General features: G+C 41.5%; 9 protein-coding genes. 2 read left to right on the top strand and 7 right to left on the bottom strand.

Annotation, left to right across the window (positions count from 1 at the left end):
- Positions 1–20 precede the first annotated feature (20 nt).
- From ABKW31_RS06895 to ABKW31_RS06870, 6 genes are all read right to left on the bottom strand, one after another.
- The gene (locus tag ABKW31_RS06895; protein WP_348615550.1) at positions 21–1,439 is read right to left on the bottom strand and encodes an FAD-binding domain-containing protein; all 1,419 of its coding nucleotides are present in this window, start codon (positions 1,437–1,439) and stop codon (positions 21–23) included.
- 99 nt (positions 1,440–1,538) lie between these two features.
- A complete protein-coding gene (gene rlmD, locus ABKW31_RS06890) occupies positions 1,539–2,849 on the bottom strand; it encodes a 23S rRNA (uracil(1939)-C(5))-methyltransferase RlmD (RefSeq protein WP_348615549.1) in 1,311 nt (436 codons plus the stop codon).
- Positions 2,850–2,937: 88 nt separating this feature from the next.
- Positions 2,938–4,392 carry a tRNA uracil 4-sulfurtransferase ThiI gene (thiI, locus tag ABKW31_RS06885; RefSeq protein ID WP_348615548.1) on the bottom strand — a complete coding sequence of 485 codons (1,455 nt, stop codon included), beginning with the start codon at positions 4,390–4,392 and terminating at the stop codon, positions 2,938–2,940.
- 239 nt (positions 4,393–4,631) lie between these two features.
- On the bottom strand, positions 4,632–7,211 hold the full coding sequence (locus tag ABKW31_RS06880; protein ID WP_348615547.1) for a TonB-dependent receptor: 2,580 nt from the start codon (positions 7,209–7,211) through the stop codon (positions 4,632–4,634).
- Positions 7,212–7,552: 341 nt separating this feature from the next.
- Positions 7,553–8,575 (bottom strand): protease SohB, encoded by a 1,023-nt coding sequence (gene sohB / locus ABKW31_RS06875; RefSeq protein WP_348615546.1) that lies wholly within the window; start codon positions 8,573–8,575, stop codon positions 7,553–7,555.
- 97 nt (positions 8,576–8,672) lie between these two features.
- Positions 8,673–11,285, bottom strand: a complete 2,613-nt coding sequence (locus ABKW31_RS06870) for a VolA/Pla-1 family phospholipase (RefSeq protein ID WP_348615545.1) — start codon at positions 11,283–11,285, stop codon at positions 8,673–8,675.
- A 268-nt stretch (positions 11,286–11,553) separates the two neighbouring features.
- Between ABKW31_RS06870 and ABKW31_RS06865 the strand changes: the two genes are divergently transcribed.
- A complete protein-coding gene (locus tag ABKW31_RS06865; RefSeq protein ID WP_348615544.1) occupies positions 11,554–12,294 on the top strand; it encodes a YciK family oxidoreductase in 741 nt (246 codons plus the stop codon).
- A 92-nt stretch (positions 12,295–12,386) separates the two neighbouring features.
- Here ABKW31_RS06865 and glnS read toward each other — a convergent pair whose 3' ends face one another.
- Positions 12,387–14,054, bottom strand: a complete 1,668-nt coding sequence (glnS, locus tag ABKW31_RS06860; RefSeq protein ID WP_348615543.1) for a glutamine--tRNA ligase — start codon at positions 14,052–14,054, stop codon at positions 12,387–12,389.
- Between the two features lie 274 nt (positions 14,055–14,328).
- On the opposite strand from glnS, the gene ABKW31_RS06855 reads away from it, so the two are divergent.
- Entirely contained in the window at positions 14,329–15,366 is a 1,038-nt protein-coding gene (locus ABKW31_RS06855; protein ID WP_348615542.1) for a LacI family DNA-binding transcriptional regulator, read from the top strand.
- Positions 15,367–15,371 lie beyond the last annotated feature (5 nt).

Genomic DNA, 15,371 nt, shown 5'->3' with positions numbered 1-15,371 from the left:
TCATAACAAAGCACTTTACCTTACTGCTGATTAAGCTCAATAAATTGTTTAAATTGTTGTTTGGTGCGACTCACTGAGCTGGCATGGTCAACGATGGGTAATCGATACCCCATTTTTTGCACATCAACAAATTTACTCGGTTGATGGATCTGTTTGGCGCTCAGTTTACTTAACTCAGGGACCCAACGTTTAATAAACTCACCCTGAGGATCAAACCGCTCACTTTGTGCGGTGGGATTGAATATCCTAAAGTACGGCGCAGCATCCGTGCCCACTGATGCACTCCACTGCCATCCTCCGTTGTTAGAGGCAAAGTCACCGTCAATTAACTGGCTCATGAAATAGTCCTCAGCCCAGCGCCATGGCAATAACAGATGTTTACAATAGAAGCTCGCTACTATCATGCGTAAACGGTTGTGCATCCATCCTGTGGCTTTCAAGGCACGCATTGCAGCATCAACAATAGGATAGCCTGTTTGACCTTGGGTCCAAGCGTCGAACAGCGCCTGATCTGTTTCCCACTTAAAATAGTGATACTGTTTTTGAAAGGGATAATTTTTATTAATATGGGTAAAATGAAAAGCCACATAACGATAAAAATCACGCCACGCTAATTCTTTTAACCACACATGAACACCATGTTGTGGCTCTGTTAGTTTTTCGGCGTATTCCTGCTGCAAAGCAAACACACATTGTTTAGCACCTAAACCACCAATCGACAATAAATGCGAAATTTGACTAGTTCCGTCAACAGAGGGAATGTCTCTAGCATGCCCATAATCAGGGGCTTTCTCTGCAATAAATGTTGCTAATCGTTGGTGCATATGCTCAAACGTTGCAGGCCAATCCTCCACCTCTGATGTTCGCATAAAAGGCTTTAAATCAATTACTTGAGGCTTAATTTTAGGTGATTGGGCCTGCGTTCTCTCAGTAGGAAAAGGAAAGGCTCGATATAATTCAGCCAACCAGACTTTAAAATAGGGCGTAAACATTTTATAAGGGCTGTTCTGCTGACTCAAAATAAGGTCGGGCTTAATGACGCAAGTATCATGAAACTTAGCGACTTGTATTTCATGTTGGTCACAGAGTTGTTTAAATTTTTTATCTCGAACTCGCTCATCCCATTCATATTCGGCATTAAAATACACCGAGGCAATCTGGTGTTGCTGACAAAAATCGACAATGTGTTGAGGAGCTAGCTCAAAATTTTCCGTATTGATGATGCACAAAGACACATTACGTTCGGCTAACTCATCTTTTAGCAGCGCTAAACGATTGATAATCAGATTAATCTTACACGGCGCGTAGTGATAGTTTTGCCACTGCTCAGGAGTCAGGCAAAATAATGCTATAACTTGTGAATGGTGCTCAATGGCATAATCTAATGGACTATTCCATTCTGCACGCAGGTCACTGCGTAGCCAAACTAAGGCGGTCATACTCTCTTCCCTTTTTTATCAATTATGGCGCTAACTACGTGATTGCCTAATGAAGTGATCAAACTCATTTGAGTCACAATTTATTTACTCGCCACAACATCACTTGCGCTGCAATAGCATCATGGTTTCTACATGGGATGTTTGCGGAAACATGTTCATCATAGTTACGCGTAGCACCTCGAAGCCTTTTGATACAAGATATTCCGCATCTCGCGCTAAAGTAGCCGCATCACAAGAAACATACAGTATTTGTTGCGGATTAATTGCAACGATGGTCTCTAAAAACTCTTTAGCACCTGCTCTTGGAGGATCAAGCAAAATTTTAGTGACCCCAAACTGACTAAATTCATTTGCCACAGCTTGGCTTAAATCAGCGGCAATAAAAGACAAGTTAACAAGCCCGTTTTGCCGGGCATTGTATCGCCCTGCTGCCACCATACTCTCTTGTACCTCAACGCCGATAACCTGTTTTGCTCGTTTAGCTAATGGTAATGAAAAATTACCTACTCCACAAAATAAGTCCAAAACCACATCTTGTTTATTTGGTGCCAACCACGCCATAGCGAGTGCGACCATTTTGTTATTCATATTGGCATTAACTTGAATAAAATCTTGCGGATGATAACGCAAAGACATGTCATCAAGTAGATAATGACGAAGCTGCCCTTCTTCTACCTCGGCCCGTGAATTATTTGCGGCTTGCCAATATAAGTCGGCGTTAACTGTCTGCGCCCACCTCTGCCATTGTTTTTTTAAATCTGGACTAATTGTCTCAATTAGGCGAAATAACAAGCTGATACCTTGATTATCCTCTAACAACTCAATATGACCGAGTTTAGATGCCAAGGGATCGGTTATGATTTTAACTTTAAGTTGCCCGTATAATTGTTGCAAAGGCTCGGTCAAAACAATGCAGTTATCAATAGCCACAATGCGATTTGAGCCCCTACCACGAAAACCTAAAGTAGTTTTACCCTCTTTGGCAATCACCGCAATCCTTGCGCGCCGACGATAGCCAAACTCTCGGTCACTTAAAACTTCAATAGCCTGATCGACAATCACTTTTCGTAACTGCCCACTGAGCCATTGATGTTTGGCAGTTATTTGCGGGGCAGCCGCTAAATGTTGAAAGCTACATCCACCGCACACAGCATAATGTTTACATGGAGCGCTTATTCTATCTTCGCTATGGCTTAGCAATCGTTTAAGGGTAGCGACATCGTAATTTTTACCCGGCTTTACTACCTGAGCTTCAACCAGTTCGCCCGGTAACGCGCCTTCAATAAAGGTGACCTTACCGTCGATGCGCGCGACACCTTTAGCATCGTGTGTCAACCCTTCAACCGTGTACTCTTGTATTGGTCCCAGAGGCTTAGGGCTTGATTGACGCCGACGATTCCTGTTTTTCAATATGATTACTCAATGTTAGTTTTCATTTTATTGGGTGCTTTGTCTACCTTAGCCTTGAGACCAAGATCACACTTAAAACCGATGTTAATTATGGTCGGTAAACACGTACATTTTGATAACCTTGTTCACGTAATAACAAAGCCTGTAATTGACTCATCACTCCTTTGACACAATAAAGGTAGTAAAATTGATCTCTATCCAAGCGACTCAGTTGATTGGCTAATTTAAAAAACGGAATGTTTAAAACCTCAATATTAGTCAATATCAGGGGCATGTGTTCATGTTCTTCATAGGCGCGAATATCAATCACTATCCCGTCCTGAGGTAAAACGCTCACTGACATCACGCTTTCAGTTTCTTCTGCGTATTCGTTCACAACACTGCGGATATCTTTAAATTCTGCTTTATCAACGGCTTGCTCAATAAGAGTAAAATCAAACTTAGTTTCTTCTTTAATTATGTTACTCAATATTGCTTTTACCGTGGGTTTACGCGATACAATGCCACAATATTCAGGCATGACTTTAGCAAAGTCTTCAGTGCCAATATGCCGTGCGATGTCAATAATGTCACTTTTATCCATGCTCACCAATGGCCTAATAATTAACTTGTCACTCGCTTGGTCTATAATTTGTAAATTACTGATGGTTTGGCTCGCTACCTGCCCAATACATTCTCCTGTAACCAAGGCATTAATAGCTAATTTATCTGCAACTAAGGAGGCCGCACGAACCATCATGCGCTTTAATACCACTCCCATTTGCTTATTGTCTATTTTATTAACAATTTCATTAACTACAGACTCAAAGTCAAGCATCACAAATTTTACTTTGTGTGACTCACTAAAACGTTTCCACAAATAATAACTCACTTGTTTAACGCCAATCTCATGCTCTCTCCCACCTAGTTTAAAAAAACAGAAATGAGTACGTGCTCCCCGACGAATAAGCTGATAACTGGCCACAGTTGAATCGAATCCACCAGACATCAGTGACAATACATCTTCTTGGCTAGGCAGAGGCATGCCTCCCAAACATTTGATACGTTGATGATTCAACACTAATTTTTGCTCGAGTATTTCCAAATCAATCGTCACTTGAGGATTATTCAATTTTATTGGGCCGGTATTACAATGCTCAAAAAGCCGCCCACCCACATAAGCAGCGGCATCTAAGGAAGTAAAAGCGTGCTGACCACGGCGCTTCACCTTCACTGCAAAACTTTGCCCGGCTAATTTATACTGCCAAACGTGTTTAACTTGCAGGTAGATATCTTCTAAGTCGACAAACTCGCTTTCTTGCACCTCGAGTATTTGATTAATCCCTGGTATACGCTTGAGTAAATCTATCACTTCATCTATCTGAGCATTAGCACTGGGGTTCACCAACAAAAGTAATTTATCCCATGAATGCCTAACTTCTACCGACAGTTGATTGCGTTTAAAGACCAAACGAATATTCCCCTCTAGTAAACGGGTAAAGCGTTTTCTAACCGATTTACTTTTGATGACTATTTCGGGGTGTAATTTGATAATAAACTTCATATTTTACCATTTTGAGCGTCTAAAATTTGGCCTCAGCCATGAGGACAGAAAACAAAGCCGCGGATTATAACCTTAGCTTTACGCATTGCAATCTTGTGGATAATAAGTCTCTGTTGTTTATCAATGAAAGTGGTGATTAGCTGTATAAATATAGATACTACACAAGCTAAAACACTGATTTACAGACATAAAAAAACGCCTGGTCATGACAACGAGGCGTTTATTTTATTTAGGAAAAACTAAAAGCTATAACTCGCTTTTACATAGTAGAAACCACCGTTGTAATCGAAAGGACCACTTTCGTAGTATTCACCGCCGACCACCGCATAGGAGTCAGGTGATAACTTTTGCGCCTTTTGATCAAATAAATTAGTGGCTCCGGCTGAAACCGTAATTTGATCAGTCACAAAATAACTCACTTCAGCATCTATAGTAAACGCTGAATCGGCCATTTCATTCCAACCACCGGCTTCTGCATCATCTGCGTGCACTGCAAAATATTCACCAAAGTAATTAGCTCGAATAAATGCACTGGCGTTATCCCAGCTTTGGGCAACAGTGAAGGTAGCTCTATGATCTGGCTGCCCCTCTTCCAATCGACGCACTTTACCTAATGATGTGGTATCAGGGTTAAATTTATCAACTGCGGTTTTATTCCAGTTATAGGCCAAATTAAAGTTAGTATCACTACTGTCAAAAATTTCAGCCTTATAACTGACGACCACATCCACACCCTGAGTTGTAGTATCAAAGTCATTGGCAAAATAAGTCACCGCAGAAATGAGTTCAGGGTTTCGAACGCCCAATGCGCGTAATTGCTCATAATCATCTGCTTCAACACTAATTTGGCTAGACTGAGCAATACGGTCTTTTACTTCAATATTGTAATAATCAACGCTGACAAATAAGTCACCTAGTTGATAGACTCCGCCTAGAGCATAACTAGTTGAATCTTCTGGTGTTAACTCTTTACCACCGTAAAACGCCGATAAGGGGTCTGTTGGCGGAGCCAAGAAACTCTGTATTAAGTCACCACCTACAATTGAGGTTTGTGTATTAACCACATTAGCTTGACCAACCGTTGGTGCACGGAAACCTGTGCTAGTTGATCCACGTAACGAAATTTCATCCGACAAAGAGTATTGAAAGGTTAGTTTGTAGTTAGTCGTGTTACCGAAAGTGGTAAAGTTTTCATAACGTAAAGCAGCACCCATTAAGAAATCATCAGTGAAGTAGGCCTCTAGATCAACATAAGCCGCCACACTGCGACGAGTATCTACGCCAGCGCTTTCTGGACCAAAGCCTTTAAAGCCGTGAGAGCCTATATTAAAACCTTGATCAGCATAAGCCCCTGCTTTCCAAGACGATTCTTCACCAGCAATAATTTCAAAAGACTCCTCGCGCCATTCTAAACCACCGGCAACGGTCAAGGGTTCTGCTAAACCAGCTTCGACAGATTTAACTAAATCTAAGTTAAACATCTTTTCTAATTGAATATATTTACCTGTATCAAACTCAGTGGGCGTTGCTAAGCCAAGTGAGGGATTAAGGGTGTTTTTTAAATTAAAAGACGATTCACTGCGGCCCACTGAACCACTAAGGTCGTAAGTAACGTCAGCTAGGACACCTTCTTTTATCTCACCCTTTGTACCAATGGCCAAGGATGTATCAACTATATTGCCACCAAAGGCAGGAGTATAACCCCCTGGAAAAATTTGGTTCATAGCAAAACAATTAGGATCAGCGACCATCGCTTGATATTCATCGGTTACTAAAACATTCGGAACATTGGCAGGAACCTCTGCACAAGTGCGGGCTAATCCTTGCGACTGACCCACATCACCAATTAATAGTGTTTCACCACCATCTGCTGAGTAAACTGAACCACGGTTATGCGGGTTACGATAATAGAACCCCCCGACCACATCACGTTCAGAATAGTTACCAAACATATAAAACTCTTTATCATCACCTAAATCTAAGCCTACATTACCGAACAAGGTAATATCGTCTTTAATTTCAGGATTACCCCAAATCTGTGCAGGATTTCCAACCGCAGTATTGCCTGCAGTAATGAGTCCCGCCGCATCCGGTCTTTGCACACTGCGGCTAGTTGCATCCGCATTTTTTAGTTGAAAACTTAGGTTAGCAAAACCATCTTTACTTAGAGGTAGGCCAAGATTGCCAGCATAAGTCGTTGTACCACCATCACCTTCGTAATACTCACCGTGCTTAACTTCAAATGAGCCACCTTCAGCGGCGTCTTTTAAAACAAAGTTCATCACTCCAGCTATGGCATCAGAACCATATTGTGCTGCAGCACCATCACGTAAAACTTCAACTTGCTTAATTGCAATACTGGGTATAACTGAAATATCTGGTCCTTGAGCACCATCATTCACACCACCACCTTGGAATGCAATAACGGAGGCTCGATGACGACGTTTGCCGTTGACTAGTACCAAAGTACTGTCTGATGGAAGGCCGCGCAAATTAACAGGGCGTATTAAGGTTGCAGCATCTGATATGGGTTGTAAGCGGGCACTAAAAGAAGGAATTGCCCCTACTAATAGATCTAACATATCGGCTGAACCAGCCTTATTTAACTCTTCACCACCAATGATATCAATAGGTACTGGAGAGTCTTGCACTGAACGAGGTGCCCCACGAGAACCCACTACTGCTATTTTTTCTACATCAGCAGCAGAAGCGTTAACTTCTTGGGCAAAAGTGGGATTAATACTAGCAAGACCTACAGCGGCAGAAGCTGCAAGGACAAAACGAACTTGCTTGGCAATCATTGAAATTGACGTTTTCATGAATAGTATCCAATTTTAATTTTATAGTGTTAACTTAGTGTTCCTCTAACTTGTCATTTCCCTATATTGCAATTTAGGTACTGGCTAAGTGGATGTGTCAGCTCAGTTAGTTTGATTCTAACTGTGCCTTTTATATATTCAAACCAACTAAATAACAATTCTTTTACCTTGACTTGGCTTAATATAGTTGAACATTCACCACTTTTAGTGACAAAAAAGACGGCAGATACAAAAAAGGCAAGCCATCTAGTGATGCCTTGCCTTACTGGGTATTAATAATAGTTTAAATGTAAATAGCTGGACTTACCTACTATGGTCTTTACGTTTGTATTTTACTAAGTCTATTTAAATAACTTATTTTGCGCGGTCCATAGTTTCATAAACAAGGATTCAAGCATCGTACTGGCGGCAAAACCGAAACGTTCAGCAAGATTCTTTTTCATCGAATATTTAACCGAATATATTTTACGCAGTTCATTAGCCTGCAACAGATAATCATCGGAGGTTAGGATTTCATCCACCAAACCTAACTCTAAGGCCTTACTACCGTACCAATATTCGCCCGTCGCAACTCTTGCAATGTCCAGCTCGGGGCGGTGTTCTTGCACAAAACCTTTGAACATAACATGCACTTCTTCAAGTTCCTCTTTAAACTTTTCACGACCTTGATCATTATTTTCACCGAACATGGTCAGGGTACGCTTAAATTCACCCGCAGTATGTTGCTCAAATTCAATATTACTTTTTTTCAGTAACTTGTTGAAATTGGGCAGTTGTGCAATTACGCCAATCGAGCCTATGATGGCGAATTTAGCAGCCAGAACCTTATCAGCCACACACGCCATCATATAACCGCCACTGGCGGCTACCTTATCAACAGCTATAGTCAATTTAATATTTTTATCTTTTAAACGCTGCAATTGCGATGCTGCCAGCCCATAACCATGTACCACTCCGCCGCCACTCTCTAAGCGTATCAATACTTCATCCTCGGGTGTTGCGACACTTATAATGGCGGTAATTTCTTCACGCAGATAATCAACTTCATGAGCATCCATTGAGCCATTAAAATCAATTACAAACAAACGGTCTTCTAGCTTATCCTCGGCACTTTTCTTTTGTTGTTTTTGAGTCTTTTTCTGCTCTTTATTAAACTTCTTTAATTGCTCTTTATTCAACAACATACTGCGTGAATAATCAGCAATATCTTCTAACTTGTCAGATAAAGAAGAAATTTCAAGATGGCCTTTACTCGTTTTTTGTTTTACCACTAAACTGAGGACCCCACCTAAGGCTACTAGTATCGCAACAACGATGGTGATTGCCTTGGCGATAAATAAGCCATACTCATATAAAAATTCCAAATTGTTAATCTCCTATTATAGTTTTCCAATTTATGGGGATGAATATTAAAAAAAAAAGCCAAGTCGTAGACTTGGCTTTTTTTATCAATGTAACTTTTTAGTTTGCAACCACCGTCGGATCACTGATGACGATATTCTGACCGTCAGTCGCAAAAAATGTAACCGCTTGTTTTTGCATTTCAGTCATCGTCGCCATACTCGGTTGAGGGAATAACAAAGATTGATGTTCGCCCGCTGTAAACCCAACAACACCGCTACCAGTAGTGGTAGAAGAAACAGCAGGTAGACCCATAATGATAGAAGCTAAGGCATTGCCGCCTGACATCGGAGCACTTGGCACAAAAACAGGGTTAACTTGGTCAGTTAGCCCCGGCGTACCATCATCATTAGTCCCACCGCCCACAACTAATTGCACCAAAGTAGGTGTATTCGAAGCAGTAAGTCCACCAAAATTAATGGGGTCTCCACTGTCTAAAATAGTTTGTGCAGCAAAATCGAAGGCAGCAAATGTGGCGTTTATAGCAGCTAAATCACTAGCGCCTAAACTCGCTTCAAAAGCTGTAAACGCTGGACGAATTGCATCATTTACAGGGATTTGATTTTCAGTCGCATATTGAGTTAAAAATTGTACGAATGCGTCAGAAGATGCGGCTAATAATGAACCTTTAATTAAAGGACCAAAATCAGCTGAAGCAAACAAAAATGAGGATATCCCACCGGCAGGTACGTTAAATACAGCTGAATTAAAGTGATACATACTGTTAAGACCCGCCAAATTTTCAGGCAAGCTTGCGTTGGATATGCCCACGGCAGCCGTACCGGTAATTGCACCCAAGCTTTGACCAATAAAATGAACATCGTTGACATTAAGATCGAGTGAGCCCGTTGTATCAACAATGGCATTTAAAGCAACACGTAAGGCCATAGTATCGACAATACTCTGACGAGAGTTGTCGCGTGCTGTCAGTAGGCTTTGTAAGTTCATAAAATCAGTAGGAGAATGACTTGATGCACCGACCACTGAACCATTTTCTAAGGTAAATTCTCGTTCACCATGCAAGGGGTGGTCAATGGCAACAGATGCAAATCCAGCTAAGGACAAAGCTGTCGACATAGCTAGCACGTTTTCTTTACTGCCCGTAATGCCATGTTGAAAGACAACAACCGGCCATCCACCTTCTGGTTTAGTTATCGCTGCAACGGCTCCACCGGTAGCTACTGACAAACTTGCGATTAACGCTTCATCAGGAATAGTAAATTGTACACCAAGCGTTTCAGTCCCTGCTTCATTATAAACAGTATCTGGATTGTCAACGTTACGACCACGCGCCATGGGGATTGGATTAACTTTAGTAATATTACGTGGGTCATCAATACCGATTACAGCTAAATTCAAGTCGAATAACTGTCCACCTGACGCGGCTTGACAAAGAGTATTATTTGGCCCAACAGCGCCTGCTGCGATTAATGCGCCGACTTGTTCAGCACCCATTGCTTGCAACATTGCACCACTAGTACAAGCCGCTCTCCACCAATCCCCTAGAGGGTTAGTTGGATTTAAGTAATAAGGTAAGTTGATCGTGCCTTCAACCCGTTTTGCCGCACATAATGGGCCAGCAGTGTTAAAGGTTGCCACTGCCGTTGCATATAAAGGCGAACTTGGGGTTGCTAAAGTTGCCGTTAGGCCGGCGCAAGTATCCAAACCAACCGCTTGCAATTGCGCAAGTTGTGCAGCAGGCAATAATAATGGAGCTAAATATTCAAATGCCGTTGCGCCTTTAGTTGGAGCTGATGCAACGATGGCTGGTAAGTATTGGGCAGCAAATTGCTGAGCTGCCGGCATGCTAGCTCCAGACGCTAAAGCGCCTTGTAAAGCTTGCGCGAAAGGACCAATTTGTAATTGTTTGATTGTTGCTAAGGTTGAAGTCGTCGATTGTGTTGAAAAATAAGCCGCATAAGAGACTTCACTCGGTTCAAGACCGGCTGGCTCCAAAGCATCGACAATAAAATTAACCAAACCTTGTAGTTGCAACTGATCTGGTGAGCTTAAGGGTAAAGTATTGATATCTTGGCGCGCCAATTCCCAAGAGCTCGAACCATGTACGGCCCGTCCATCATTGTCTTGAAGGTCGGAAGTGACCACAACCATGTAACCTTGAGCCGATTTCATTGGTTTCAACGGCACAACTGATATGGCTCCTGACCCTGCGGTATAGGCTGCAACAAAATCGACGCCATATTGCAATTCATCGCCAAGTTCACATGGAATACCAGGGGCTTGAACTTGCGCCACAATCGCTTGACATTGTGCGCTAGTCCCTTCTAAGGCTTGGGTTGCTTGGAACATACGAATTGAGTTAGGACCAATAGACGCAGCACTGATATCTACGCCAGTAGGTAAGGTCACACGAATTTGAAAAGGATGACTGGTTGACCAACCATCTAACATACTTAAAGCATGCTGAGGATTAGCGGGGTTGAAAGTGGCAGCACCTTCGGTGGCTAAGGTAAAGTCAAATAAATCACTGTTAGGGATCATCAACAGGTCATTAGGCACGTTTATATCACTATTTGCAGGATCGAAAACAACCCTAGCAAATGGTTTTTCTTTAGGTGTGTTGGCATTAAGTTCGTAAACTGAATCCCCTCCTCCACAACTTGTCAATCCGATGACAGCCGCAATACTTGAACTCAAAAGTAATTTTTTCATTGTGTTTCCCCGTAAACCTTGCATATAACCTAATTATTATTCGAATATGGAAAATAAACTTCTCACCTAATGGAAGTAGAAGCAACCATCTCAGCAAACAAGTTAGACCAGTTAAAGATGATCCAATCTTATTGACTTTATTTGAGTTTTGCAAAGCTTTGTTAATACTTTGTAAGTTAGACTGTAAGAAAAACTGTAAAAAGCGAGAAGTGCAAAACAATGCTTTTCAATGATATTATTAAATTATCAAAATCTACTAAGTAAATTCATGCTTAATTACATCCCAAAATCGAATTTTTTACGCGGTAAAGTTATTCTAGTGACAGGTGCTGGTGCTGGCATTGGTAAGGAAGCTGCGCTGCAATATGCGCGTTATGGTGCCAGTGTTATTTTGTTAGGCAAGACCGTTAAAAATCTTGAAAGCGTCTACGACCAAATCTTGGCAGAGGGTGGCAGTGAACCAGCCATCGTTCCTCTAGATTTACTCGGTGCAACACCTAATCATTACGCTGGATTAGCAGGTTCTATTGAAGATCAATTTGGTCAACTTGATGGCCTATTGCACAACGCGGCCATGCTCAGTCAATTGCGCCCTTTTGCACAAATCACAGTGGAAGATTGGCAAGCTGTCATGCAAGTCAATGTTAATAGTCAATTCTATATAACTCAGGCACTACTGCCACTTCTGAAAAAATCACAATCAGCATCTGTTATTTTTACTACCTCTAGTGTAGGCCTTAAAGGCCGCGCTTATTGGGGAGCCTATGCTATTTCAAAATTTGCCACTCAAGGCATGATGGAGGTATTGGCAGATGAGTATGAAAATTCTTCAATGAGATTTAATTGCCTAAACCCAGGCGGAACCAGAACAGCAATGCGAGCGTCAGCGTTTCCGGCAGAAGATGCTAGTTTATTGAAAACTCCGTCTGATATTATGCCCTATTACTTATACTTAATGGACTCAGAGCTATCAACCGAACAAGGCATGACCTTGCGCGCGCAGGCTTAATATCTATAGTTTGTGTGGAATGAATATTTAGCCATAAAAAAAAGCAGATCTAATGATCTGCTTTTTGCTATTTAAGGCCTTAAGATCATTAACTAGTTTTGATCGGTATTAGTCCAAGAATCACGCAATCCAACAGTACGATTAAACACCAAATTGTCAGCACTGCTGCTTTTATCTAGACTAAAGTAGCCCATTCTTTCAAATTGCAAAGACTGACCAATATGAGCAGATTTTAAACTAGGCTCAACCACAGCTTGTTTAACTATCAATGATTCAGGATTTAACGTAGCTAGAAAGTTGTCTTCTGCTGCAGGGTTTGCCACCGAAAACAAATTATCGTAAAGATTGACTTGGGCTTTTATGCCATGAGCGGCAGAAACCCAATGTATTACCCCTTTTACCTTGCGGCCATCAGCGGGATCTTTACCTAAGGTCTGCTCATCAAAAGAGCAATAGATGCAGATAACATTTCCATCTACATCTTTTTCAATACGTTCAGCCTTAATGACGTAGGCATTACGTAAACGCACTTCTTTACCTAATACTAAACGTTTGAATTTTTTATTTGCCTCTTCGCGGAAGTCTTCAGCTTCAATAAAAATCTCGCGGCTAAAAGGAATATCTCGACTACCCATTGATTCATCATTAGGGTGATTATGCGCAAACAAGGTCTCAACTTTGTCAGTTGGATAGTTTTCAATAACCACTTTAACTGGATCAAGAACCGCCATAGCTCGCGGAGCACTCTCATTTAGTTCTTCTCGAATGCAGGCATTTAACATCGACATTTCAACTAAATTGTCCATCTTAGTAACACCAATGCGCTTACAAAACTCCACAATTGAACTTGCACTAAAACCACGACGACGCAGTCCAGCGATCGTTGGCATTCTGGGATCGTCCCACCCTGCCACATGAGATTCTTCGACAAGCTGAATAAGTTTACGTTTACTTAAAACCGTGTACTCCAGGTTTAAGCGCGAAAACTCATATTGGTGCGGTGTAGCCTCGATGGTGATATTGCTAATAACCCAATCATACAAACGACGGTTATCTTGAAACTCTAGGGTGCAGAGTGAATGGGTAATCCCTTCAATAGCGTCAGAAATGCAATGTGTAAAGTCGTACATAGGATAAATACACCATGTATCACCTGTTTGATGATGATGGGCGTATTTCACCCGATACAGTGCAGGATCACGCATACACATGAACGGCGATGACATATCTATTTTGGCACGTAATAAACATTGGCCTTCTTGATATTCACCGTTTTTCATTTTTTCAAAACAAGCTAAATTTTCTTCTATCGGTGTATCGCGATAAGGACTATTTTGGCCAGGTGCTTTTAACGAACCGCGCAGTTGGCGGACTTCTTCCGGTGTTGAAAAATCAACATAGGCTAAACCTTTGCTGATAAGTTCAACTGCATAAGCATGCAACTGGCTAAAATAATCAGAGGAATAACGCACCTTACCGTGCCAATTGAAACCTAACCAACTCACGTCTTGTTGGATCGCATTGACGTAATCTATGTCTTCTTTTTCAGGATTAGTGTCATCAAAGCGAAGGTTACAATAGCCGGCATAATCTTGAGCAATACCAAAATTTAAACAGATCGATTTAGCATGCCCGATATGCAAATAGCCATTAGGTTCGGGTGGAAATCGAGTTTGTACTACCGTATGTAAACCACTTTTAAGATCGTTATCAATTATTTGACGAATGAAGTTGGTCGGACGACTGTCAGTCTCGGCCATTAAGAATGTCCTCTTAGCAATGATTAGTAAAATACAGGCCGCATATTATAACAGGTTAGAGTGACTGCATAAGGATTTTTCAACCCTGAACTTAGCTGCTATCTTGGTAAGCGCTTACACGGCTTTTTTTGCTTAATTTTCACTCAAAAATGCATAATCTTTAGCTCATTTTGTCGAATGTTAAGGAAGTAAGTTTTAAGCTGGTGTATAAAAGTACTGTTATCATTATGACAATGTAACTGCGACTAGCATTTCAGGAAATAAACACATAGCTATGAGAGATAAAGCCACTTCTTTTGATATCGCCCATTTAGCGGGGGTATCACAATCAACTGTTTCCAGAGCTCTACGAAACAGTCCTTTGGTAAATAAAGAAACAAGAGAAAAAGTCCAAGCCATCGCCGCAGAACTCAACTATAAAGTGGATAAAAACGCCAGTAATTTGCGCCGGCAACAAAGTGGCACCCTTGCTTTATTATTATTCGAAGATCCCACTTCTGACGATTCTTTGATCAATCCATTTTTCTTATCGATGTTAGGCAGTATCACCAAAGCCAGCGCTAAAGCCGGCTATGATCTTTTGGTTTCATTCCAAAATCTTAACGATGATTGGCACGCTGAATATGAAGACTCAAACAAGGCCGATGGCATAATCTTGTTAGGTTATGGTGATTATGTTGATTACCGCGACAAGTTAGCGAAATTAGAGGAACAACAAACCCACTTTGTAAGATGGGGGGCGCACGATGTAGAACATCCTGGTGTGTCAATTGGCAGTGACAATGTCCAAGGTGGCTACGATATAACCCACCACATGATTAACTTAGGTCGTAAACAGTTTGCTTTTATTGGCGGTGCAGATAAACACTGCCCAGAATTTTTTGACCGTTATATTGGATTTAGTAAAGCCTTAAAGCAAGTTGATTTAAAACATGATCCGCTAATGCAAATTGATGCCATATCAACCGAAGATTCTGGCTATCAAGCAACGTGCTCTTTATTGGCAAGCGGAAGGTCCTTTGACGCTTTGGTGTGTGCCAGTGATTTAATTGCGATGGGCGCGATGCGCGCACTGCGAGATCACCATATTAGTATTCCTGAGCAAGTAGCGATAGCAGGGTATGACAATATTCCTATTTCTAGTTTTGCCAATCCGGCGTTAACCACAGTGCAACAAAATACAAAATTAGCAGGTGAGATATTAGTACACAGTTTGATCAAGCTGATAAACGGTGAAAAGGTAGAACAATATCTCATGCCTGTGGACTTAGTCATACGTCAATCTTGTGGGCATGCGACTCAGAATCGCTAATTTCT

The sequence above is a fragment of the Paraglaciecola sp. 25GB23A genome, from assembly GCF_040012495.1.
Lineage (GTDB): Bacteria > Pseudomonadota > Gammaproteobacteria > Enterobacterales > Alteromonadaceae > Paraglaciecola.
This window is presented reverse-complemented; position numbering and strand designations above follow the sequence as displayed.

What these genes read in the sequence shown, in the direction of transcription:
- glnS (WP_348615543.1), bottom strand. Translation starts at nt 14,054, where the DNA reads ATGGCCGAGACTGACAGTCGTCCGACCAACTTCATTCGTCAAATAATT.
- ABKW31_RS06855 (WP_348615542.1), top strand. Translation starts at nt 14,329, where the DNA reads ATGAGAGATAAAGCCACTTCTTTTGATATCGCCCATTTAGCGGGGGTA.
- ABKW31_RS06865 (WP_348615544.1), top strand. Translation starts at nt 11,554, where the DNA reads ATGCTTAATTACATCCCAAAATCGAATTTTTTACGCGGTAAAGTTATT.
- ABKW31_RS06870 (WP_348615545.1), bottom strand. Translation starts at nt 11,285, where the DNA reads ATGAAAAAATTACTTTTGAGTTCAAGTATTGCGGCTGTCATCGGATTG.
- ABKW31_RS06880 (WP_348615547.1), bottom strand. Translation starts at nt 7,211, where the DNA reads ATGAAAACGTCAATTTCAATGATTGCCAAGCAAGTTCGTTTTGTCCTT.
- thiI (WP_348615548.1), bottom strand. Translation starts at nt 4,392, where the DNA reads ATGAAGTTTATTATCAAATTACACCCCGAAATAGTCATCAAAAGTAAA.
- ABKW31_RS06895 (WP_348615550.1), bottom strand. Translation starts at nt 1,439, where the DNA reads ATGACCGCCTTAGTTTGGCTACGCAGTGACCTGCGTGCAGAATGGAAT.